Raw genomic sequence first — 22,217 nt, 5'->3', positions numbered from 1 at the left:
AAAAGCAATGACCCTGTCCGTCGCCTCTTCCAAGCGAACCACCACATGGGCCAGATTGCTGGTCGCGCTGTCGCTATGCGTGTTCACCCAGCCGGCTCTGGCCGCCGACGATCCTGCTGATGCCCCGAAGGGTGCAGCAGTGACCGTGCTGACCGCCGCGAAGTCCTGCTTCTCCGCCACCGTCGAAGTCTCCGGCATCCTGATTCCGCGCGAGGAAGTCTCGATCCGTCCGGATCGCCCGGGCCTCAAGGTCGCAGAGGTCATGGTCGATGCCGGCGAGAACGTCACTGCGGGCCAGATCCTCGCACGCCTGACGCCACCGGAAGGCGGATCGCTTCAAGTTCAGGCCACGGTCGCAGGATTGGTCAGCGCCTCTTCCGCCGTTGTCGGATCACTCGCATCGGCCAAGGGCGAGGCTCTTTTCAGCATCATCGCGCGGAGCGAATTCGAATTCATCGGCCAGGTACCGACGCGCGACCTGCCGAAGCTGAAAGTCGATCAGCCGGTCAAGGTCAAGGTGATCGGCGCTGGAGAGCTGGACGGTAAAGTGAAACGCGTCGCCTCCACCGTGGAGCCCAACAGCCAGCTCGGCCAGGTCGTGGTCTCGATCACCTCGGCCCGGCGGCTGATGAGCAATTCCTACGCGCGTGCCATCATCAAGACTGGCGAAAGCTGCGGCGTCGCGGTGCCATTGACCGCCGTTCTCTACAGTGCTGGCGGGACCGTCGTGCAGGTGGTCCGGCGGCAGCGCATCGAGACGCGCCGCGTCGAGATCGGGCTGATGTCAGGCGGACGCGTGGAGGTACGCGAAGGTTTGAGCGATGGCGATGTGATCGTCGCGCGGGCAGGCGCCTTGTTGCGCGAAGGCGATCCGGTTCGTCCGGTGATGGCCAGCGCAGACGCTAACAAGTAAACGCGATGGGAAAGCTTAGCTGCCGGCCTTGGCCGTTGCGCTATCGCCGAGCAGGATATCCTCAACGAGCGACGACGACACCGCAGGAACCTGCTCACCGGCAGTCGCGCGGGTAACCGCAACGCGGGTGTTGGTGAAGACGGACTCGGCACTCGCCGGCTTGGCCTTCATGTTCTTCAGCAATTCGGTTGCGAGCAGGCTGTTCTGACCATCCACATCGTCGGCAACCTTGCCTGGCGTCGCCGAGGTCAGGATCAGGGCATTCTCAGGAACATCGATCGGCGCGAGACCACGGGAGTAACCGCGGAAACGACGCTCATAGGGATTGCGGCGGGACGCATCCAACACGACCAGTTTGGCCTGGGCACCCTGCTCCTTCATGATATCGAGAACGGCCTCGACGCTCATGCCATCGCGGCGGATGTCACGCTCTTTCCAGATCGCAGCATCGACCGGGATCATGTAGCTCTGGCGGCCAACCTGAACGCCATAGCCACCGAAATACAGCATCACGACGGTTTCAGGCTTGATCTTGGCCTTCAGGCGCTCGACAGCGCGGGTCATGTCATCGCGGGTCGCGTCTTCCACCACATCGACGTCGAAACCGTCGCGGCGGAGTGCGCTCGTCATGGCACGTGCATCATTGATCGGCTGGCTCAGCGGCGCGCCAGCGTCGGGGTAATGACCGTTGCCGATCACCAGCGCGATGCGCGACGCCTTCGTCACGGGATTGATCGTCCCGGTTACCGTCTCGGCCTGTGCGGCTTCCAGCGAGCGCTTGTTCAGCGCGGCATTGGCGCCAAGCACCAGCGACACCAGGCCGACAAAAGCTGCGGCCACAGTGATCGAGCGACGGGATACGCGAAACTGCCGTACGTTCATAACGTCATTCCTGCTCATCGTTCAGGCGCAACCGTGGGTCGCGCGAACGTCGAAATAGGTTTGAAGGGATGCCAAACCAATGAGTATTAAATGCGCTCAATTTGCGGCATCGCAGCAAACTGGTTGTTAACCCGTCGAGCCCACCCGGGCAACCGGTAAAGGCCGGGATTTAAGACAGGGTTACTGACTGACCAGGCTAAGGTCTTGAACGGGCTTGCGCTTCACGCAATTGTAATCTCGACCGATTCGTGCAAGTTTTCAAAGGCTTGCAGGTGTCGGGAAGCGATTGCGCCGCAGCAGCGGCGGGCGGTTTTCGAGGCGTGCGCAGGGGGCGGCACTGAAAGAAACCTCATGGGTGTGACTTATTTTGCCGGCGCCGCATACCGCGCGCTGACAGCCAGCAAGGTCGGCCCGTCGCTTTACGACCTCTGCGACCCCCTATTCCACAAGCACACCGGCGGCGACGCCCATATCGTCAAGTTCTACAAAACTGCGCTCGGCAATCCTGCGCTCCGTCCATTGCTCTGTCGCGCCGGCCTGCCCGAGTTGCGTGACCCCGCGCGGTTCAAAGCCATACAGCAGGCCCTGAGAGCGGCGCGCGACGACGCGAGCCCCGATTGGAAAGCCATCGGCCAGCCCATCGCCGAGCTGCTCGACACGGTCACATTGAGCCATCCAGAGCCGAAGCCGGTGACGGCGTCAGCGCAGGCACCGTCGCTGGGCGAGATCGACAATGTCATCAAGGCCTGCGGCGCGCATCTGCTGCGCTCGTTCGACCGCAACGGCTTCATTCCTACTTACGCGGCATTCAACCTGATCGGCGATCCCGACATGCATGGCCGCGATTTCCTGATGGCTCTGACGGGCCTGAATTCGCGCGGCTACAAGAACTCGACGCTGTTGTTCACCCTCGCGCGTATCTTCATCGCCCGCTCGCCGGCCGGAAAACTCATCAATCCGCCATGGACCGGAATTGCCGAACCCATGTGGGAGCCGGTGCAGATCCGGCATCGCTCGGCCTATTACGACGCGTTCTTCACCGAGGCGCTGCTCAGCTTCGGCGAAACCGGGCTGCCGTCGCCGGACCAGACGACATCCTCGCACCGCGCCATCGATGCGATGGTTGAATTCTGCCTGGTCACCAGCCGCGAGGAAGTCCGCTCGCATGACGGGACGAGCGTGAACGTGATCACCGCGCTGGCGCCGCCGCCGCATCCGCGCTTCAGCCGCCTCTTCGCACAGATCAAGCAGGATCTCGGCTTCGGCATCTATGTGCCGGACTGCGACACCACCGCCTGCTCGTTCTCCGCCGCCACACAGGCCGGCTCGACCGATCCGATCCTCGATCAACCCCTACTCGACTTCTATGCCGGCTATCAGGTCGGCAACGGCAGCAACGAACCGATGGTCACCGTGCCGCTCAACGACCATATCGACTATGACGGCGCCATCGTCACATGGATCGACAATCTCGCGGGCGAGCGGCCCTATGGCAACGATCTCGATCCGACACTCAATCTCGACGTGCTCGAAGTCTCGTTCCGGAATCTCGTCCGCTGGAAGGTGATGGAGACGCCGACACGTCTGGAAACGATGCAGCGGATCATCGGCTTCCAGCGCCGCCTGGTGGCATCCGGCGCCTTCGCCGATCCGAAATCGCACATCTACTATCTGCCGGAGCTCTACAGCGCCTATTTCGGCCGCTGCTATGCGGCTTTCCGTGAATTGCCGGCCGAGACACAACAAGCCATCGATACCGACGGCACGTTCGACTTCATCCGCCTGCGTGTGCTCGCTTATGTACAGGATGAGTTGATTGCGCGCGAGATGAATACTTTCGATGCGGCACTCGCACTGATCGCGCTTGGACATCTCGGCGGCGAGCTCGCGCATTTCGCACCTGCGCTGCGCTGCATCATCACGGCAACAGGCGAAGGCGGCCGCAAGGGTCCGTTCAAGGCCTATGAATGGAACAAGATGAAAACGCCGACACGGATTCTCGTCGGCGGTCCCGAAGTGACCTCAGCCTTCGTGCTGATGGGTCTCGCGCTGGCGCGGCGGAGAATGATGAATGGCCACGCGGCATAGGTCATCGCGCGAAGTTGAAGGTATGAAGGAGCGACCGCGCTGGCATGCACGGCGAAATGCCCGCACTGTCTCCGGATTGTCGTCATGATTTTGCAATCAAACGGTTCGATGCGCATGTTCCGCACCTTCTCACTTTTTATCGCGATGCTTTGCATTCCCGCACTGGCACAGGCCGCCGACGTGACCGGGGTGCCGAAGATTCGCGATGGCGACCAGATGACCATTGGCGCGACCCGCATCCGGCTCGCCGGCATGGACTCGCCCGGCCTCGATCAGTTGTGCCTGAATGCCGCTGGCGAGCGCTGGACCTGCGGTGTCGCAGCGCATGAAGCGCTTGTTGAACATGTCGGCGACAAGAGCTGGACCTGCCACGTGCTACGGACCGATCGCTTCGGTCGCTCGGTCGCCAAATGCGAGGTGGACGGCGAGGACATCAGCCAATGGATGGTGAAGAGCGGCTGGGCGCTCTCCTATGTGCGCTTCTCGCATGCCTATGATGCCGACGAGAAAGCCGCACGTGAGGCCAAGGCCGGACTTTGGGCCGGCGCGTTCTTTGCGCCCTGGGACTGGCGCGTACGCAACAAGAAAACCACCATTCTCGGCTCGATCAAGCCTCCGGAGGATGCCTTGCCGATCCTGCTGGCCTCGGCATCCGGCCACGTGGCGCCGTCTCCAGCCTGCCGGATCAAGGGCAACGTCAACCGGGCCGGCGTCTGCATCTACCACACGCCCGAAAGCCGCTGGTATGCCAAGATCAGCATGCGGATCAGCAAGGGAACACGCTGGTTTTGCTCTAAAGAAGAGGCCGAAGCCGCCGGCTGCCGCGAGACCCGCCGATGACATCGTGGCGCTGACGTGGCAGGTTCCCCGCTCAGATTCGATCGAGCGGAACCGTGGCTGACCTGCAGACGGATGTCATTGCGCAAAAACAACGCCGCAGCCGGACATTCCGGGCGGCGCGGCTGACGCTGCTCGCTTTGATCATCTATGGCGGCATCGCCTATCTGCTGCTCCCGGAACTCTGGACTCATTACGAGCACCAGAAGAGCCTTGCCGGATTGCCGATGACGACGATGACCGCACAAGGTATTCCCGGCGATCCGATCAATGTCGGCCTGATCGGCGACAAGAAGGACGTGCTGTGCGCGATGCATGCTGCCGGCTGGTATCCCGCCGATCCCGTAACCTTGCGCTCGTCCCTCGAGATTGTCGGCAGCGTCCTGCTCGACCGCCCCTATCGCGAAGCACCGGTGAGCCCGCTGGTTTACCTCGGCCGCCGCGAGGATCTCGCTTTCGAGAAGCCGGTCGGCAACAGCGCTGATCATCGCCACCACATCCGGCTCTGGAAGGTACTCGACAAGGGACAGGAAGATCGCCCGGTCTGGCTCGGCGATGCGACTTTCGATCGCAGCGTCGGGATCAGCAAATACACCGGCGCGATCACGCATCATATCGCTGCCGATATCGACGCGGAGCGCGCGGTACTCGCAGGCGACCTCGAAAAGGCCGGCATGGTCGAGGCCAAATATCAGGTCACAGGAATCGGGCCAACCGTCGCCGGCCACAATGGCGGCGGTGACCTGTACTACACCGATGGCGAAGTCTGGATCCTGCGGCTCGTGGTGGCCTGCGCCAAACACGACGGCCCTCCCGAGACGATCCCGAGCCCGGCGGCGACCGAGATCAAGGACCAGATCTTCCAGGCCATCGCGAATGTGATCGGGCGTGATGCGCTGACTCACTAAGCGGTGAAATTCAAACCACCTCACACGCGCTTTGATTTCGCGCTGCGCCATGGCACCATGGCTAAAAATACCAACAAGGATTGAAAATGGTCGTTCGTGCAGGTCGTGAATTTCTCGCCATCCCCGGCCCCACCACGATGCCAGACGAAGTATTGCGGGCGATGCATCGTCCGCCGCTGGATATCTACTCCAAGGAAATGGTGCAGCTCACATTCGGGCTGCTGCGCGATATCGGCACGTTGTTCGCCACTAAAGGCAACACCTATATGTACATCGCCAACGGGCATGGTGCCTGGGAAGCGACGCTCACCAATGTGCTGTCGCGCGGCGACAAGATTCTGGTGCTGGAAAGCGGGCGTTTCGCGGTCGGCTGGGGGCATGCTGCGCGCGCCATGGGCGTCGACGTGCAGAGCCTGAAGGGCGACTGGAATCGCGCCATTCGTCCTGCCGAGGTTGAAGCAACGTTGCGACAAGACGCCAGGCACGAGATCAAGGCTGTGCTTGCAGTGCAGATCGACACGGCGTCAGGCGCGTTCAACGACATTGAAGCCATCGGCAAGGCGATCAAGGCCGCCGGTCATCCCGCATTGTTCATGGTCGACACCGTGGCTTCGCTCGGCTGCATGCCGTTCGAGATGGATGCATGGGGCATCGATGTCGCCATGTCCGGCTCGCAGAAAGGCCTGATGACACCGCCCGGCCTCGGCTATGTCGCCGCCAATGACCGCGCGCGCGAAGTGCACAAAACTGCCAATCTGCGCACGCCCTATTGGGATTGGACCGAGCGCGACGGCGACGAGCACTACCGGAAACATTCGGGCACCGCGCCGGTGCACCTGATGTTCGCGCAGCGTCAGGCCATTGACATGCTGTTCGACGAGACGCTGGTCAACGTGTTCCAGCGCCATCGATTGCTGGCGGAAGCCGTGCGCCGCGCCGTTGCCGTATGGGCCGATGGCGGCGTGCTGAGCTTCAATATCATCGAGCCGAAAGAACGCGGCAACACGGTCACGACGGTGCGGATGGACAACCCGACGCCGCTGCTCGATTACTGCCGCGATAAATGCGGCGTCATTCTCGGCGTCGGCATCGGCGACCTGCACGGAAAAGCATTCCGCATCGCCCATATGGGCCATGTCAACGCGCCCATGATTCTCGGAACGCTCGGCGTGATCGAGATGGGACTGCAGGCGCTCGGCATTCCGCACGGCAAGGGCGGCGTCACGGCGGCGGTCAACTTCCTCGGCGAGAGTGTCGCGCCCTAAGGTCCGCTCTCAACCTCGCCGTGGTCGCGGCGGGTTTCGGGCATCACGAGCCAGATCAACAAGAGGCCGAGCCCGGCGACGCAGGCCAGACCGACAAAGGCAACCGGCGCGCCGAGCTTGTCGGCGACGAAGCCGGCGGTCACCGTACTGAGCGACGCGCCGATGCCGGTGGCTGTTCCGACAATGCCTTGCGCAAGGCTGAAGCGCCCGCTGCCAAAAGCGATGTCGGCGACGATCAGCGGGATCATCACGCTGAACACGGCAGCAGTGACGCCGTCGAAGATCTGCACGGCGACCAGCGCAAACGGGTCGGTGACCACGGCGAACAGCAATCCGCGGATCACGAGCGCGGCGAAGGCGATCAGCAGCAGTGGCCGACGGCCCCATTGCTGCGCCTTTCGGCCGACCGTCGGTGAGGTCGCCGCGACGATGGCCTGCGGGACCACGATGCAGAAGGCGATCAGCGCCGGTGCCCAGTCGGCCGAGCGCGTCGTGACGACGCCCGCCATCAAAGGCAGCATCGCGGCATTGGCAAGCTGCAGCAGCAGCACAGCGCAGGCGAAAATCAACAGCGGCTTCTGCCGCACCAGATCGCGGAAGCGGATCGGTTTATGGCTCTCGGCTTCCTTGGTGCCCGCACCATGCGCCTGTGCAGGATTGATCTCCTGAGGCCGAATCCGCGACAGCGCATAAAGCACCGGCAGCGCCAGCAAGAAGGTGACGATGAACACCGACCGGGTGGACAGCAGATAGCCGCAAGTCCCCATCACGGCGGCCGCGACGCCGTTGCCGAGTGACGCAAAGCGTGCGTTGCGCCCGAGCCGTTCGCCGATCCGCAGCGGCCCGACCAGCCCCAGGCTGATAGCGGCAATCGCGGGGCCGAGCACACAGCTCGCCATCGCATGCAGCGTCGCTGCCGCGACGATGACAGGAAACACCGGCAGCGCGGCATAGGCCAGCGCACAGCCGCCGATCGTTGCGACCGCGGCGCCGGCGACCAGCCGCGTCGAGCGCGCCGCATCGATGATCGCGCCACCCGGAATTTGGCCGAGCAGCGCGACGATGCCCCCGATCGACAGCACGAAGCCGATCTCGACCTGGGTCCATTTCTGTGTGGTGAGATAGACCGCAACGAACGGACCGAATCCGGTTTGCACATCGGCGAGAAAGAAGATGAACCAGTCGAGCCCGCGCAGGCTCTGCTTCGATGGCTCAGGACTCCGCTGCGGCTCCTGCGGGCCCAGCTCGGACTCCGGCGCAATCCCCGGCGCACAGGCGACCTCGGGCACCGCCGCGACATCGTCGCGGCGGGAGAGATCGGCTGCACGTGTGGTCGCGTGAACCGCCAATTAGCGCTCCTGCATGGTGAGAGGCGGAAACCTCAGCGGCGTCAGTGTGCCGGACGCGCCGAGCACGACGATGGGCTGGTCGTCCTTGTATTCCGGCGCAGCACGCACCTGCTCGCGTGTAAGATCGAGCGTGATGCTGGCGGTCTTGTCGGCCACGTTCCAGAAATGCAGCGCACCCCAATCGACCACGATCTTGCGCGAGCCGACCCCGAGGAATCCGCCGAAGTCGATGACCGCGCCGCGCACCTGCCCCGCGCGATCGACGATCACGTCGGCAATGCGTCCCATATTCTCGCTTGCGGGACTGCGCACGTCGCGGCCGAGAATGCCTTTGGCATCGAAAGCGTCGATCACCGTAACCGATGGCGGCTTGGCGACAGGCGCAGGAGGCGTGGACGCGACCGGTGGCGCTGCCGGCTGCACCGCAGCCGCATCCGGTGCGGGCGACGGCACGGACGGCTGCGCTTCAGGGGTGGATTTCTCTGACGTCGCGGGCGGAGGCACAGGCGCATCCGCCGCCTGGCACACGGCCACGGCGTTCAACGCCAACGCTACAGCCAATCCGGCAACGATGCGAATTGCAGGCATGGAAACTCCCTCACTCACGCGTTTCGCTGATGGGCACGACCCCAGCGCCAGGCGACGCGTCAATGCGTCAGCACGATCGACACCTGGATTTGACCGCGGGTCCGCAGCACTTCCAACGACACATCGTTCTCGTGTTTGCGCAGGCAGAGATCGACGCTGGATTCGCCGAGCTGAAGATCGCGCAAAATGACGTATTGCAGGAAGGCGGGCAGCCGCGGATCGCGGAAACGAATTTCGCCGCGCGCGACATCGAATTCGATTCCTAGCGCTGCCTCGAGCAGGGTATACGGCGTTGCGCTGGCCCAGGCCTGCGGCGCGCAAGCCACCGGATACAAGGTCGGGCCGCGGCGTTTTTCGCGCTGGAAGCCGCAGAACAATTCCGGCAATCGTCGCAGGTCCATATAGGCCGCGGTGTCGAACAGGCCTTTGAAGACAGCCTCGACCGAATGCTTCAGGCCATAGCGTGCCAGACCGAGTGTGATCAGCGCATTGTCGTGCGGCCAGATCGAGCCGTCATGATAGGACATGGGATTGTAGCGCGCCTCGCCGCGCGCAATGGTACGAATGCCCCAGCCGGTGAAGAAATGCGGACGCATCAGGTCGGCGGCGACCATGCGTGCACGGTCTTCACGGACGATGCCTGTGAACAGCAACTGTCCCGCATTGGAGGCACGAACCGCGCAAGGCATCTTCTTGCCGTCGAGCGCAAGCGCATAGGTGCCGAGTTCCTCGCACCAGAAAGCTTCCTCGAACCGCGCAGCAAGTTGCTCCGCTTCGGCCTCAAGCTGCCGGGCCTTGTCGGGCAGGCCTATGCGCAATGCGAGACGCGACGCGAGATGCTTGGCGGCGAAGACATAGCCCTGCACCTCCGCCAGTGCGATATTGCCCTCAGCGAGCTTTCCATCGGCATGGAAGATGGCGTCATACGAATCTTTCCAGCCCTGGTTCTGCAGTCCCTGTTCGGTCGCGCGCTGATATTCGACAAAGCCATCCTTGTCGGGATCGCCGGGACCATCGATCCATCCGAGGGCCGCCTCAACGGCCGGCCACAGCTCACGCAGGGTCTCATCATCGCCGGTGCGCTCGACATACATCCCCGCGAGCATCACAAAGAGCGGCGTGGAGTCGACGCTGCCGTAATATTGCGCGAACGGGACTTCGCGGAGCGCAGCCATCTCGCCGCCGCGCATTTCGTGCAGAATCTTGCCGGGCTCGGCATCCGCAAGCGGATCGACCGACTTCGCCTGAAACGCCGCAAGCCGTTTCAGCACGCCGCGCGCCACGCGTGGATCGATCCACAACAGCTGCAGCGCCGTGATCAGACCATCGCGACCGAATGTCGTCGAATACCAGGGAATACCGGCATAGGGATATCGCCCCTGCGGCGTATTCGTCATCAGGATACTGAGATCGGCCATCGCCTGGCAAAGCACCTCGTTGAAAATATCGTTCGAGGTCTCGACCGTCGCCGCACCCTTGCTGAAATTGCGCATCTCGCGGCGGTGCGCGAGCAGCCCACGAAAGAACGGTACAGGCTTGTGGCCGACCTCGGCGTTGCAACTGACAGCAACGAACAGTGACGTCGTTTGCTGCGGCTTCAGCTCGAAGTGGTAGGTCGCGGTATTGGCCGCCAGCCGCGTCGGGCGCGGATCGAAATGCGCCATCGTGCTGAGCGGCTTGCCGTCGAGGCCGGTATATTCCAGCGCAACGTCACTGGGCCCGACCAGGCGACTGGTGGCGATGCCGCGATGCTTGCGCTTTTCGCCGCGCACCTCGAACAGATCGGCAAAGTCATTGTCGAATGACAGCGTCAGATCGAAACTGGCACGGTGTTCGCCGTGATTTTGCAGACCGATCCGCTGATAAGCCGCACCGCGCCACAGGAAGAAGGTGCGCACGATGTGCAGCATATCTTTCTGCAGCACGAGGCGGCCGTTGCGATAGATATCCGGATTGGTCAGATCGACGGTCAGCGACGAGTTGTCATCGCGCAGATTCGAGCCGAGCAGAAGCGGCTGAACATCGTTCAGCGCCAGCTCCAGCCGCGCGAGATAGCGCGTATCGGCATTGAACAAGCCATCCGGCCCGCCCGCGGACGCGCCAATGTCACCATGACTGTCGAGCACCACAAACGTATCGTCGTGCTTGAGCGCACGTCGTGGGCGCGAAGCAGGGCCCGTCATCGGAATGTAGAACGGCGACTCGACCGCCTTTTGATCGGCGATAGCGTTCAACTTGGTCGCGGCGGCTTCGATGGGCATGGATGACCTCGGCCGGTTGTAAGGTGAAGACAGGCACGAAGATAAACACAGCGCATGGAGAGGATAACTGAGTCGTCAGGCTGCGTGCTGCGCGAGACGGCTCATTTCCTGTGTGACGAGTTCCCGATACGGCCCCTCGCCCTGCATCAGATGATCAGGTTTGCCGTCCTCAATGATCTTGCCGCTCTGCAGCATGACCACGCGATCGAAATTCCGCAACGTCGCGAGGCGATGCGCGATCGCGATTACCGTGCGACCACGCATCAGACGCGCCAGCGCCTCACGAATCGCCTCTTCCGATTCACTGTCGAGGGCAGCCGTCGCCTCATCCAGCAGCAGAATGGGCGCGTCCTTCAGGAAGGCGCGTGCAATGGCGATGCGCTGGCGCTGCCCGCCGGACAGTTTGACGCCGCGGTCCCCGACCATGGTGTGAAGGCCTTCCGGCAGCGTCTCGACGAAGTCGCAACGCGCCGAAATGGCTGCACGCAATACCTCGTCATCCGTCGCCTCGGGACGTCCATACCGGATGTTCTCCATGATGGAGCGATGGAACAATGAGATGTCCTGCGGTACCACGGAGATTGCATGACGCAGGCTGTGCTGGGTCACGCGTGAAATATCCTGGCCATCGATGGTGATGCTGCCATCCTGGACGTCATAGAAGCGCTGCAACAGCACGAACAGGCTCGACTTGCCGCCGCCGGATTGGCCGACGAGCCCGACCCGCTGCCCGGCATTGAGCCGCAACGTGAACTTGTCGAACACCTGCAGACCGCCGGGATAACGAAACGAGATATTGTTGAAGGCGATCGCTGCGCCCGACTTCACCAGCGGCTCGGCCTCGGGATGATCGCTAAGCTCATGCGGCACCAGCAATGTGGACAGCGCCTCGGACAAGCGCGCAACATGTTGCGTGACATCCACGAGCGCCACCGCAAGATCTCGCGTCGCATGCAGAATCGAGAGACCGAGCGTACAGATCAGAACGACGTCGCCGGTGCTGGCACCGCCGCGTTGCCATAGCATGATCGCCCAGGCGAGTAGCCCGATCGTGAGCGCGACCGTGATGGCCGCATGCGTCAAGCGCAGACGCTCAAGGTAGCGCAGGCTGCGACCACGGGCATTCAGCTCGCGATCGACCGTTTCATCGAAGCGGTCATGTTCGAAGCTCAATCCGCAGAATGCGCGGACCAGCGGCATATTGTTGATGACATCGACCATTTCGCCATCGACGGCGGCCGCCTTGCTGGCGAAGTCGTCATGCAGTTTCTTGCCGGCCGCGGCCATCTTGAACATCATCACGACCACCGCGCCCGCCACCACTGTCAGCCCCGCCGCCATCGGCAGGCTGACGGTTCCAATCAGCAGGATCGCCGCGAATGTCGCGACGCAGGGCGGCAGCACGTTCCAGACAAACATGTTTTCGACGGTGAAGACCGCGTTGGATGTTGCCGTGATACGGCTGGTCAGCATGCCGGGCAGCCGATCCGAGAAGTAGCTCGGTGCGTGTCCGGTCAGATGGCGAAAGATATCGCGCCTGAGATCACCGGTGACACCAACGAATGTGTAGCTCGCGGTCCAGCTGGCCACGCGCCACAGGAACATGTCTGCCGTGATCAGCGAGATCAGAACGCCAAATGCGATCCAGACGGTATTACCGGCTCCCGAAGGTCCAGATGAGAGGCCATCGACTAAAAATTTAATTCCGTACTGCGTGCCCACCGAACAGGCGACGGCTGCAAGCACGGATATCAGGATGATCAGATGCGATGCAGAACGCATCCTGATGTAGCGCATCACGAAAGCGAAAGGGCGATACGCATATCCGGAAAGACTGTCCATGTGATTGTCAAAACCCGTTGAATAAGAACAAGAATCTCGACGGACAGCGTCCCCGCCCGCTGATGGAGATGATGCCATCCCGAATTTCCCACGCTCTCGCCATCTCGGCGCAACATTCGGGCAGCATTAACACTCCAGAAACCGTGGTTGAACGTGATGGCATCAGCAAGACCACAGTGTGGACGAACTACGCAGATCACATAGGAACCTCGCAGATGCGAGAACGTTCCAGCTTCAGGCATACCGGTACCGACACGTCGTCGCTGAAGTTGTTCATCACTTCCAACATGGGAGATATGTAAAATGCGCATCGCGCAAGTTGCTCCGCTGACAGAAGCCGTTCCGCCGAAGCTCTATGGAGGCACGGAACGCGTCGTCCACTGGTTGACCGAAGAGCTGGTGGCGCAGGGGCATGATGTTACGCTGTTCGCCAGCGGCGACTCTCAAACGTCAGGCAAGCTTGACGCCGGATGGCCGAAGGCGCTGCGGCTCGATGGCTCTGTCCGCGATCCCAACGCCCTCCATATGGAAATGCTCGAGCGCGTAAGACAGAAATGTGACGACGACGAATTCGACGTTCTGCATTTCCATCTCGATTACTATCCGTTCTCGCTATTCTCCCGCCAACCCACACCATTTCTCACGACGCTGCACGGCCGTCTGGATCTGCCGGAACATCAGCCGACCTTCACGACTTTCTCCAAGATTCCCGTTGTTTCGATTTCGAACGCGCAGCGGCGCCCGGTACCGCAGGCGAATTTCGTGCGCACGATCTATCACGGCCTTCCCGAGAAATTGCTGACGCCGCAACCGATCACGCCGAGCTACCTCGCCGTGCTCGGGCGTATTGCGCCCGAGAAGGGCGTCGACCGCGCGATCAAGATCGCCATCCGCGCCGGCATCCCGCTGAAAATCGCGGCCAAGATCGACCGCGCGGATGAGGACTATTACGAGCAGGTCGTTCGCCCACTGATGGATCATCCGCTGGTCGAATATATCGGCGAGATCAGCGACCGGGAGAAGCCGGAATTCCTCAGCGGCGCCTATGGTCTGTTGCTGCCGATCGACTGGCCCGAGCCGTTTGGCCTGGTGATGATCGAATCCATGGCCTGCGGCACGCCGGTCATTGCCTATAACCGCGGCTCGGTGCCGGAGATCATCGACGAGGCCCTCACCGGCTTCATCGTCGAGGACGAGACCAGTGCAGTTGCCGCGGTGGGTCGTCTCGCCGGCATGGATCGTACAGCGATCCGCAAGCAGTTCGAAACCCGCTTCACCGCCCGGCGCATGGCTCTGGATTATGTGGCCACCTATCGCAGCATGATGGAGCATAGGGTGTCGCTGCGACTGGTCAGCAGCGCAGAGTAGTCTGAAGCGCATAATTAAGGCATCGAAGGGCGGCCCGTCGGGTCGCCCTTTTTGGTGCGGGCCTGCTGCAAAATCACTGGCCCGCTGTACAGCCCGTGCGACATTTGCGAGATAGATGACAGACATCAGATCACGGCATTGGCCCGAATCGACGTCCGACCGTTTTTCTCGCATCTCGACAGGCCCTCATGACCGCCGTTTCCCGCTTCGAAATTATCCTGCTGCTGATGGCTGTCATCGTTTTGCTCGATATGATCGCGCGGCGTTTTCAGCTTCCGCGCGCGGCTGCACTGATCCTCGGCGGCATCGGCTTCGCACTGATCCCGGGCACCCCGGATGTCGAAATCGACCCCGAGCTGGTGCTCGTGTTGTTTCTGCCGCCGCTGCTGATGTCGAGCGCCTGGTTCACCTCCTGGCGGGATTTCCGCGCCGATCTTCGCATCATATTGCAGCTCGCCGTTGGCGCTGTCTTCTTCACCACCCTCGTGGTCGGCGTAGTCGCGCATCTGGTGATGCCGTCGCTGCCCTGGGCCGCCTGTTTTGCGCTCGGCGCCATTGTCTCGCCGCCGGATTCGGTGGCGGCCAAGGCCGTGCTGCAGAGCGTGCCGCTCCCGCCGCGCATTATCGTGCTGCTGGAGGGCGAGAGCCTCGTCAACGACGCATCGGGCCTGGTGCTGCTGCGCTTCGCCATCGCGGCAGCGCTGACCGGCTCGTTCAGCGTCACTGCGGCCACCGTGAGTTTCTTCTCGGTCGCGATCGGCGGCCTGCTTGTTGGCATCGTCTTCGCCTTCGCTGCCATTCTGGTGATCAAGCGCATCAAGGAAATCGACCTTGCCATTGCCTGGACCTTCCTGGTCGCCTGGATCTCCTATATCGCCGCGGAAAAGCTGCACGTCTCGGGCGTGCTGTCCACCGTCGCCTGCGGCATGATCCTCGGATGGAAGCAGCACGAATTCTTCGGCGCTGCGACGCGCACCCGCGCCACCGCAGCGTGGAGCGTCGTCGTATTCGTGCTGGAATCTCTGGTGTTTATCCTGATTGGCCTGTCGCTGCGCGGCGTGCTGTATCGCCTCGGCGGCTATGACGCGGTGGTGGCGCTGTTGCCGGTGACGGCTGCTGTCATCGCAGCAGTGATCCTCGCCCGCTTCGCCTGGATGTTTCCCGGCACCTATCTGCCGCGCATGCTGATGCCGAAGCTGCGTGCCCGCGACCCCGCTCCGCCATGGACGGTGCCGTTCATCATGAGCTGGGCCGGTTTGCGCGGCGTGGTGAGCCTCGCTGCCGCATTATCATTGCCGGAGGAATTTCCGGGCCGCGACGTCATCCTGGCGATCACCTTCGCAGTCATCCTGGTGACGGTCCTTGTCCAGGGCTCGACGCTGGCACCGATCGTGCGCCGTCTCATCAAAACCGACAATGTCCGCGCACCGCATCATTCCAAACTCAGCGAAGCGCAGGCGCGCGCGCGCGTTGCGGCCGCGCAATTTTCTGCCATCGAGAAGGCGTCACGCAATGATGACGGCACACATCGCCATCCGCGCCTGTTCGAGCAATATACCTATCGCAAGGGCGCCGCGGCGCGCTATGCCGAAGAGGCTGAGGCACTATCGCCGCACCGCATCGACCATTACACGACCGTGCTGGCCGCCATCGAAGCCGGCCGTGCAGAGCTTCTGAAGATGCACCGTGAGGGCGAAATCCACGACAGTGTGCTGCATGCGATCGAGGAAGGGCTAGATCTCGAAGAAGTCAACGCAAGACGTTTTCTGTAAAGGCACGCTTCCTTTAGCAGCCATTCGCCGTGGCGCCTTCACAGCCGCCACCATCGGCTCTAACCTTGATCGTCAAGCGCCAGTCAAGGCGCAAAATCCGGGAGAAAACAACATGCGACTTCAAGGCCTATCCACTATCGTCACCGGCGGCGCATCGGGTTTCGGTGCCGAGATCGCGCGGTCTTACGCGCGCGAAGGCGCCAAGGTCGTCATCCTCGATCTGAATGCCGATGGCGCGAAAAAGGTTGCGGCCGAGATCGGCGACAGCGCAATCGCCCTTGGCGGCAGCGTCACCAGCAAGGCCGATGTTGATGCCTCGGTGAAGCTCGCGGTCGAAAAATTCGGCAAGCTCGACGTTGTCGTCAACAATGCCGGCTGGACCTTTCGCAACAAGCCCTTGCTCGAAGTGACCGAAGAAGAATTCGACAAGGCGTTCGACATCAATGTGAAATCGATCTTCCTGATGACCAATGCCTGTGTGCCGGTGATGAAGAAGCAGAAGAGCGGTCGCATCATCAATATCGGCTCGACAGCCGGCGTCCGGCCGCGCCCGGGCCTGACCTGGTACAACGCCACCAAGGGCGCGGTGAACCTGATGTCGAAATCGATGGCCGTGGAACTGGCGCCCGATGGCATCCGCGTCAATTGCATCGCGCCGGTGATCGGGGAAACCGCGCTACTGGAATCCTTCATGGGCGTACCGGATACGCCAGAGAACCGCGCTAAATTCATCGGGACGATCCCGCTCGGCCGCATGTCGCGCCCCTCGGATATTGCCAATGCCTGCGTGTATCTGGCGGGTGAGGAATCCGAGTTCCTCACCGGCGTGATCTTGCCGGTCGATGGCGGGCGAACGATTTAGGCTCACCCTTGTCATTCCGGGGCGCGGCCGGCTCTTGCCGGACGTGAACCCGGAATCCCGGCATGGTTTCAATCTCGAATCGACTCACACTGCGAGATTCCGGGTTCGCGTGCGCAAGATGCGCCCACGCCCCGGAATGACGAACTGGGAAATTCATAAACCATCGAATCCGGTCAGATTCGATTTACCACTCGCGTTAAGCAGTTCACCGGTCATTCATGCGATGGTCGCGTCATGATCGAGGGACACACCTCGGCAGGGAAGGCGTCAGGGTCAGGCCGGTCAACGGTCTGACCCCTCTCTTTGGGGATCATCATGGCAGCAAAGAAGAAACCGGCTCCGCGCAAGAAAGCCAGTGCATCGGACGCTGTTCATCCGATTTCTGCAGTCGCGGCTGTTGCAGTCCGCAGCCTTATCAATATGGCGATTGTGTCCGCATCCTGCGCAACCACCTTGTTGACGCTGATGGCCGTGCTCAAGTTCCAGACCGCCTGAGCGGCGATCACTTCATCTCGTTGAGCAACGTCGGGATCAGTTCCGACACCGTCGGATGGATCGGCACTGCCCATTGCAACTGGGTGTAATCGGCGCCGGCATTCATGATGTCGAGGATGCCATGGATTGCCTCGTCGCCTCCGGTACCGAGGATGGCGGCTCCCAAAATCTTCTTCGTTTCAGCATCGACCACAACCTGCATCATGCCCGCGGTCTCGCCCTTCTCGACGGCACGGCCCACATGGGTCATCGGCCGATTGCCGATCAGCAATTTCTTTCCTGTGGACTTTGCCTGAGCCAGCGTCATGCCGACGCGGCCGAGCGGTGGATCGATGAACAGCGCGTAGCCGGGAAGCCGATCGCTGACGCGGCGACTTGCGCCATCGAGCAGATTGGCGGCAATGATCTCGAAGTCGTTGTAAGCCGTGTGCGTGAAGGCCCCGCGGCCGTTGCAATCGCCCATCGCGAAAATGCCGGGTACATTGGTGGCGAGACCGTCATCGACCTTGATGTAGCCGCGGTCATCCACAGCGACGCCAGCCTTGTCGAGACCGAGATCGTCGGTATTCGGACGGCGTCCCACCGCAAGCAAAACATCACTGCCGATGATCTCCGGCGCGCCTTCGGTGCAGTCGACACCGACAGCCACGCCATCGGGATGCGGCTTGAAGGTGATGCATTCGGCATTGGTTCGTATATGGATGCCTTCGGCGAGCAGGATATTGCGGATCGCTTCGGAGATCTCAACATCCTCACGCGAGACCAGATGCGCGCCTTTCTCAACGACCGTCACTTCGGCGCCGAAGCGGCGATACATCTGCGCAAATTCGAGCCCGATATAGCTGCCGCCGATGACCACCAGATGTTTCGGTACGCGGTCGAGCTGCAGGATGCCCGTATTGGTCAGATAGGTGACGTCGTTGATGCCCGGCATATCCGGCACGACAGCCCGCCCACCGACATTCAGGAAGATCCTCGGAGCTGTCAGCAGTTCATCGCCAACACGCATCGTATCCGCGGATTCGAAGCGCGCATGGCCGTTGATGACCGTGCATTTGTCCATACCGCGCAACCAGCTTTCGACGCCGTTGCGCGAGTCGTGGATGACCTTGTCGGCGCGCGCCTTCACGCGCGCCATGTCGATCCGCACGGGCGCGTCAATCATCACGCCATAGTCGCTACCACGGCGCGCAAGATGCGCGGCATAGGCAGAGGCGACCAGCGTCTTGGTCGGCTTGCAACCGGTATTGACACAGGTGCCACCAAACAGATGGCGCTCAACGATCGCGACCGACATGCCGGTGGATGTGAGCCGCCCCGCGAGTGAAGGTCCGGCCTGCCCAGCACCGATGATGATGGCATCGAAGCGCATGATTTCAGCTCCCAACCGGCAGAGCCAATGCTCCACTGTGGCGAGAGACTACCGTTGGAAACAGCATCAGCCAACGGATGACCGAAGTTCCAGCGCCGGCAGCTCCCGGGCCGCTTAGGGCTTGCCGGCAACTGCAGGGCCGCGCCAGCGCGCCCAGAGCCGTTCAAACAGCGGCAACAGCCCGCGCGGCGTCACCAAAATCACCGAGATCACCACGATGCCGTAGATGAAATAATGCAGGCCGGGCAGCGTGCTGCCGAGCTTGCCGCGCAGGATTTCACCAAGTGGCACCAGCAGCAATGCGCCAAGCGCGGGGCCATAGGCGCGGCCGAGCCCGCCGACGGTTGCAAACAGCACGATCTCGATGGTGATCACGGGCGAGATCAGCAGATAGGGATCGGCAAAAGTGAGATAGCGCACATAGGCGGTACCGACGACGGAGGCGAGCATCGCCGAGATCACCATGGCGGTGATCTTGTAGCGCAGGACGTTGACGCCAATCGCCTGCGCCGCCTTCTCATTGTCGCGGATGGTGCGCAGATAATAGCCAAGCGGCGAATTGAGGATCGCGACATTGACCAGTACACAAATCGCGGCCAGCCCCAGCATCATCCAGAACGCGCCGTGGCCACCGCCAAACTGGAACGCCAGGAAATTACCCGTGTCCTTCGGCAGCAGCAGCCCGGACGCGCCGCCGAGGAAGTCCCAGCCTTCGACGACGATGCTGCCCATTTCCGCGAAAGCCAGCGTGATCAGCACAAAAGAGAGATGGCCGAGCTGAAAGCGGAAATCGATCCAGGCGATGACGGCGCCGAGGATTCCCGAGATCACCGCCGAGATCACGAGACCCAGCCACATATTGATGCCGAGCTTGAGCAGGAGCGCGGCCGAGAACATCGATCCGATGCCGATAAACAGGCTGTGCGCCAGCGAGATCTGCCCGGCCATGCCGCCGACGATGTTCCACGACGAAGCCAGTGCCACATAGACCAGCGCCAGCGTGAGGATGTGGACGTAATAGCTCGACAGCACGAAGGGCATGATGGCGGCGATGACCAACGCGCCCCACCAGATCGGCGATGCGAGCGTCTTGTAGAATTCGTCTCTCATCGTGCCGAGCTCCAGGTCAGGCCCTTCGGGAGAAACAGCATGATCGCCACGAAGATGATGTAGGGCAGCAGCAAGCCGATCGGGCCGTCGAGATAGATCGTGCCGAAGGCTTCGGCGATGCCGATAATCAGGCCGCCGAGCATGATGCCGACGAAATTGGTCATGCCGCCGAGCACCACGACCAGCAGCGTGATCACGGTGTAACGCAGACCCTGGGTCGGCTGGATCGGCGTGCCGGGCAGTAGCAGCGCGGCGGCCAGCGCGAGAATGCCGATGCCGAGCGCGAAAGTGAGCACCTGGACGCGGCCGACATTGATGCCCATCAGCGCGGCGGCATGGGCATTCTGATGCACGGCGCGGATCGAGCGGCCGAAATCGGTTGAGCGCAGCATGATGTAGAGGCCGATGGCCAGCGCGAAGGAGACGACGAAGGCCACGATATGCGGCACCCGCAGCACCACGTCACCGAGAATGATCAGCTTGGATTCGACGAAGGACGGCGTGCGTGCCGGCTCGCCGCCGAACACCATCAGGATGCCGTTCTGCAGCACGAGGCTGAGTCCCAACGTGAGCTGCACCACCATCAGGAACTGATGCCCGACCATCGGCCGTATCAGGAAGATGTAGACCAGTGCGCCGATGGCGGTCATCAGCGGCACCGTGATGATGATCGACACATAGGGGTCCATAGCGAAGGCGGAGTACAGGGCGAGGCACATGAACATGCCGAGCGAGATGAAATCGCCATGCGAGAAGTTGACGACGCCCGAAACGCCGTAAACGAGCCCCATGCCCAACGCCAGCAAGCCATAGGTGGCGCCGATCAGAAGGCCTTGGGCGAGAGCTTGATAAAGTTCGGTCACATCACTCTCCGATCACAGACCAAGATAGGCGCTGCGGGTACGCGGATCGTTCTTCACGGTCTCCGCATCACCCTCCACCGCCACCTGCCCGCGCTCCAGCACGTAGCAGCGCTTGGCGTGGCGCAACGTCAGATTCAGATTCTGCTCCACCAGCAGGATGGTCAGCCCATCGGCATGCAACTTGTCGATGATCTCAAAAATATACTGCACGAACAGCGGCGACAGACCGAGCGAGGGTTCATCGAGCATCAGGAGCTTGGCTTCCGCCATCAGCCCGCGGCCGATGGCCAGCATCTGCTGCTCACCGCCTGACAGTGACCCGGCGCTCTGGGTCAGCCGCTCGCCGAGCCGCGGAAACAAACCGATGACTTTCTCCATCTGCTGCGGACGATGCTTGCGCGCATGCGCATTGATGCCGCCAAGCAGAAGATTTTCGCGGATGCTCATTTCCGGAAACACCAGACGGCCTTCCGGCACCTGCACGATGCCGAGCTCGACACGCGCCTGCGGCGTTAATTTGCTGATGTCTTCGCCGAGAAACAGAATGCGCCCGGAGAGCGGCTTGACCATGCCGGACAGCGCATTGATCAGCGTGGTCTTGCCGGCATTGTTGGCGCCCAGCAGGCCGACGATCTCGCCCGCAGCGATCTTGGCGTTGATGTCGCGCAGCACCGGCACGCCACCATAGCCTGCAACCAGGTTATCGATCTCAAGCATCGAGATGATCTCCGAAATAGGCATCGACGACGCGCTGATCTCGAAGGATCTCGTCGGGCGTGCCCTGCGCGATCTTCTCGCCGAAATTGATCACCACCATACGCTGCGCCAGCCGCATGATGACCGGCATCACGTGCTCGACCATCACGATGGTGACGCCCTGCTTGTTAAGCTCCTCGATGATCGCGATCGGCGCGGCGGTCTCGGCCATGGTCAGGCCGGCCATCACTTCGTCGAGCAGAATGCAGCGCGGATCGGTGGCGATGCACTTCGCGAGCTCCAACAGCTTCTTGTCCTGCAGCGACAGTGTCGCCGGCGTCTTGTGCTCCTTGCCGCCGAGGCCGACGCGCAGCAGCGCCTGCGCCGCATAGTCGATGGCCTCGCGCATCGGCCGGCGTGTCAATGCTGCGGTCGTGACGACGTCGAGCGCCGTCATGTCGGCAAAGGACTGGACGATCTGGAAGGAGCGCATCAATCCGCGGCGCACCAGCCGATCCGGCGACACCCCGATAATGCTTTCACCGTCATAAACAACGTCGCCCGCGCTCGGCGGAATGAAGCCGGAGATCACACCGAACAAAGTGGTCTTGCCGGCACCGTTCGGGCCAATGATGCCAAGAATTTCGCCCTTCTCGACGTCGAAGCTCACCGCGTTGAGCGCGACCAGCCCGCCAAACCGCCTGGTGATGTTGGAGACTTCCAGAAATGCCACAGCCGTCCACTCT

At 62.0% G+C, this 22,217-nt stretch carries 20 protein-coding genes; 10 read left to right on the top strand and 10 right to left on the bottom strand.

Going from position 1 to position 22,217, the window contains the following annotated elements; translation table 11 throughout:
• Positions 1 to 7: 7 nt before the first annotated feature.
• Positions 8 to 913, top strand: a complete 906-nt coding sequence (locus tag BLW80_RS11835; protein WP_093758031.1) for an efflux RND transporter periplasmic adaptor subunit — start codon at positions 8 to 10, stop codon at positions 911 to 913.
• A gap of 15 nt (positions 914 to 928) precedes the next feature.
• Here BLW80_RS11835 and BLW80_RS11830 read toward each other — a convergent pair whose 3' ends face one another.
• Positions 929 to 1,795, bottom strand: coding sequence for a caspase family protein (locus tag BLW80_RS11830; protein WP_089266722.1), 867 nt, complete (start codon positions 1,793 to 1,795; stop codon positions 929 to 931).
• Positions 1,796 to 2,146: 351 nt separating this feature from the next.
• Between BLW80_RS11830 and BLW80_RS11825 the strand changes: the two genes are divergently transcribed.
• The 4 genes from BLW80_RS11825 to BLW80_RS11810 all read left to right on the top strand — a co-directional run bounded on the left by BLW80_RS11825 (position 2,147) and on the right by BLW80_RS11810 (position 6,893).
• The gene (locus BLW80_RS11825; protein WP_093758030.1) at positions 2,147 to 3,883 is read left to right on the top strand and encodes a hypothetical protein; all 1,737 of its coding nucleotides are present in this window, start codon (positions 2,147 to 2,149) and stop codon (positions 3,881 to 3,883) included.
• A 114-nt stretch (positions 3,884 to 3,997) separates the two neighbouring features.
• Positions 3,998 to 4,723, top strand: a complete 726-nt coding sequence (locus tag BLW80_RS11820) for a thermonuclease family protein (RefSeq protein ID WP_089266918.1) — start codon at positions 3,998 to 4,000, stop codon at positions 4,721 to 4,723.
• 53 nt (positions 4,724 to 4,776) lie between these two features.
• Complete coding sequence (locus BLW80_RS11815; protein ID WP_093758029.1) at positions 4,777 to 5,628, top strand: LssY C-terminal domain-containing protein; 852 nt, start codon at positions 4,777 to 4,779, stop codon at positions 5,626 to 5,628.
• A gap of 86 nt (positions 5,629 to 5,714) precedes the next feature.
• The gene (locus BLW80_RS11810; RefSeq protein ID WP_093758028.1) at positions 5,715 to 6,893 is read left to right on the top strand and encodes a pyridoxal-phosphate-dependent aminotransferase family protein; all 1,179 of its coding nucleotides are present in this window, start codon (positions 5,715 to 5,717) and stop codon (positions 6,891 to 6,893) included.
• Here BLW80_RS11810 and BLW80_RS11805 read toward each other — a convergent pair.
• From BLW80_RS11805 to BLW80_RS11790, 4 genes are all read right to left on the bottom strand, one after another.
• Complete coding sequence (locus BLW80_RS11805; protein WP_244528189.1) at positions 6,890 to 8,155, bottom strand: MFS transporter; 1,266 nt, start codon at positions 8,153 to 8,155, stop codon at positions 6,890 to 6,892. The genes BLW80_RS11810 and BLW80_RS11805 overlap by 4 nt on opposite strands.
• Before the next feature lie 87 nt (positions 8,156 to 8,242).
• Positions 8,243 to 8,830, bottom strand: a complete 588-nt coding sequence (locus BLW80_RS11800) for a PRC-barrel domain-containing protein (RefSeq protein WP_093758027.1) — start codon at positions 8,828 to 8,830, stop codon at positions 8,243 to 8,245.
• A gap of 59 nt (positions 8,831 to 8,889) precedes the next feature.
• Positions 8,890 to 11,091 (bottom strand): amylo-alpha-1,6-glucosidase, encoded by a 2,202-nt coding sequence (locus BLW80_RS11795; RefSeq protein WP_093758026.1) that lies wholly within the window; start codon positions 11,089 to 11,091, stop codon positions 8,890 to 8,892.
• Positions 11,092 to 11,166: 75 nt separating this feature from the next.
• A complete protein-coding gene (locus BLW80_RS11790; protein WP_089266712.1) occupies positions 11,167 to 12,933 on the bottom strand; it encodes an ABC transporter ATP-binding protein in 1,767 nt (588 codons plus the stop codon).
• A gap of 17 nt (positions 12,934 to 12,950) precedes the next feature.
• Here BLW80_RS11790 and BLW80_RS11785 point away from each other — a divergent pair, with 17 nt between their 5' ends.
• The 5 genes from BLW80_RS11785 to BLW80_RS11765 all read left to right on the top strand — a co-directional run bounded on the left by BLW80_RS11785 (position 12,951) and on the right by BLW80_RS11765 (position 17,430).
• The gene (locus BLW80_RS11785; protein ID WP_139285809.1) at positions 12,951 to 13,235 is read left to right on the top strand and encodes a hypothetical protein; all 285 of its coding nucleotides are present in this window, start codon (positions 12,951 to 12,953) and stop codon (positions 13,233 to 13,235) included.
• Position 13,236: 1 nt separating this feature from the next.
• Complete coding sequence (locus BLW80_RS11780; protein ID WP_089266708.1) at positions 13,237 to 14,301, top strand: glycosyltransferase family 4 protein; 1,065 nt, start codon at positions 13,237 to 13,239, stop codon at positions 14,299 to 14,301.
• Positions 14,302 to 14,489: 188 nt separating this feature from the next.
• Positions 14,490 to 16,073, top strand: coding sequence for a Na+/H+ antiporter (locus tag BLW80_RS11775; protein WP_093758025.1), 1,584 nt, complete (start codon positions 14,490 to 14,492; stop codon positions 16,071 to 16,073).
• Positions 16,074 to 16,185: 112 nt separating this feature from the next.
• Positions 16,186 to 16,935: a glucose 1-dehydrogenase gene (locus tag BLW80_RS11770; RefSeq protein WP_093758024.1), complete on the top strand. Its 750-nt coding sequence runs from the start codon at positions 16,186 to 16,188 to the stop codon at positions 16,933 to 16,935.
• 315 nt (positions 16,936 to 17,250) lie between these two features.
• Complete coding sequence (locus tag BLW80_RS11765) at positions 17,251 to 17,430, top strand: hypothetical protein (protein ID WP_089266704.1); 180 nt, start codon at positions 17,251 to 17,253, stop codon at positions 17,428 to 17,430.
• Positions 17,431 to 17,437: 7 nt separating this feature from the next.
• Here the strand turns inward: BLW80_RS11765 and BLW80_RS11760 are convergent, their stop codons facing one another.
• The 5 genes from BLW80_RS11760 to BLW80_RS11740 all read right to left on the bottom strand — a co-directional run bounded on the left by BLW80_RS11760 (position 17,438) and on the right by BLW80_RS11740 (position 22,204).
• On the bottom strand, positions 17,438 to 18,802 hold the full coding sequence (locus BLW80_RS11760) for an FAD-containing oxidoreductase (RefSeq protein ID WP_093758023.1): 1,365 nt from the start codon (positions 18,800 to 18,802) through the stop codon (positions 17,438 to 17,440).
• Positions 18,803 to 18,916: 114 nt separating this feature from the next.
• On the bottom strand, positions 18,917 to 19,912 hold the full coding sequence (locus tag BLW80_RS11755; RefSeq protein WP_093758022.1) for a branched-chain amino acid ABC transporter permease: 996 nt from the start codon (positions 19,910 to 19,912) through the stop codon (positions 18,917 to 18,919).
• Positions 19,909 to 20,775, bottom strand: a complete 867-nt coding sequence (locus BLW80_RS11750) for a branched-chain amino acid ABC transporter permease (RefSeq protein ID WP_068737690.1) — start codon at positions 20,773 to 20,775, stop codon at positions 19,909 to 19,911. The genes BLW80_RS11755 and BLW80_RS11750 overlap by 4 nt, the downstream gene beginning before the upstream one ends.
• 12 nt (positions 20,776 to 20,787) lie before the next feature.
• Positions 20,788 to 21,492 carry an ABC transporter ATP-binding protein gene (locus BLW80_RS11745; RefSeq protein WP_093758021.1) on the bottom strand — a complete coding sequence of 235 codons (705 nt, stop codon included), beginning with the start codon at positions 21,490 to 21,492 and terminating at the stop codon, positions 20,788 to 20,790.
• A complete protein-coding gene (locus BLW80_RS11740; protein ID WP_089266696.1) occupies positions 21,485 to 22,204 on the bottom strand; it encodes an ABC transporter ATP-binding protein in 720 nt (239 codons plus the stop codon). The genes BLW80_RS11745 and BLW80_RS11740 overlap by 8 nt, the downstream gene beginning before the upstream one ends.
• Between the last annotated feature and the right edge of the window lie 13 nt (positions 22,205 to 22,217).

Source organism: Tardiphaga sp. OK245 (assembly GCF_900108575.1).
GTDB classification, from domain to species: domain Bacteria; phylum Pseudomonadota; class Alphaproteobacteria; order Rhizobiales; family Xanthobacteraceae; genus Tardiphaga; species Tardiphaga robiniae.
This window is presented reverse-complemented; position numbering and strand designations above follow the sequence as displayed.

Excerpts from the sequence above, each read along its gene's own strand:
- BLW80_RS11790 (WP_089266712.1), bottom strand. The coding sequence starts at position 12,933 with ATGGACAGTCTTTCCGGATATGCGTATCGCCCTTTCGCTTTCGTGATG.
- BLW80_RS11820 (WP_089266918.1), top strand. The coding sequence starts at position 3,998 with ATGTTCCGCACCTTCTCACTTTTTATCGCGATGCTTTGCATTCCCGCA.
- BLW80_RS11765 (WP_089266704.1), top strand. The coding sequence starts at position 17,251 with ATGGCAGCAAAGAAGAAACCGGCTCCGCGCAAGAAAGCCAGTGCATCG.
- BLW80_RS11830 (WP_089266722.1), bottom strand. The coding sequence starts at position 1,795 with ATGAACGTACGGCAGTTTCGCGTATCCCGTCGCTCGATCACTGTGGCC.
- BLW80_RS11810 (WP_093758028.1), top strand. The coding sequence starts at position 5,715 with ATGGTCGTTCGTGCAGGTCGTGAATTTCTCGCCATCCCCGGCCCCACC.
- BLW80_RS11825 (WP_093758030.1), top strand. The coding sequence starts at position 2,147 with ATGGGTGTGACTTATTTTGCCGGCGCCGCATACCGCGCGCTGACAGCC.
- BLW80_RS11835 (WP_093758031.1), top strand. The coding sequence starts at position 8 with ATGACCCTGTCCGTCGCCTCTTCCAAGCGAACCACCACATGGGCCAGA.
- BLW80_RS11775 (WP_093758025.1), top strand. The coding sequence starts at position 14,490 with ATGACCGCCGTTTCCCGCTTCGAAATTATCCTGCTGCTGATGGCTGTC.
- BLW80_RS11760 (WP_093758023.1), bottom strand. The coding sequence starts at position 18,802 with ATGCGCTTCGATGCCATCATCATCGGTGCTGGGCAGGCCGGACCTTCA.
- BLW80_RS11795 (WP_093758026.1), bottom strand. The coding sequence starts at position 11,091 with ATGCCCATCGAAGCCGCCGCGACCAAGTTGAACGCTATCGCCGATCAA.
- BLW80_RS11745 (WP_093758021.1), bottom strand. The coding sequence starts at position 21,492 with ATGCTTGAGATCGATAACCTGGTTGCAGGCTATGGTGGCGTGCCGGTG.
- BLW80_RS11780 (WP_089266708.1), top strand. The coding sequence starts at position 13,237 with ATGCGCATCGCGCAAGTTGCTCCGCTGACAGAAGCCGTTCCGCCGAAG.
- BLW80_RS11800 (WP_093758027.1), bottom strand. The coding sequence starts at position 8,830 with ATGCCTGCAATTCGCATCGTTGCCGGATTGGCTGTAGCGTTGGCGTTG.
- BLW80_RS11770 (WP_093758024.1), top strand. The coding sequence starts at position 16,186 with ATGCGACTTCAAGGCCTATCCACTATCGTCACCGGCGGCGCATCGGGT.
- BLW80_RS11755 (WP_093758022.1), bottom strand. The coding sequence starts at position 19,912 with ATGAGAGACGAATTCTACAAGACGCTCGCATCGCCGATCTGGTGGGGC.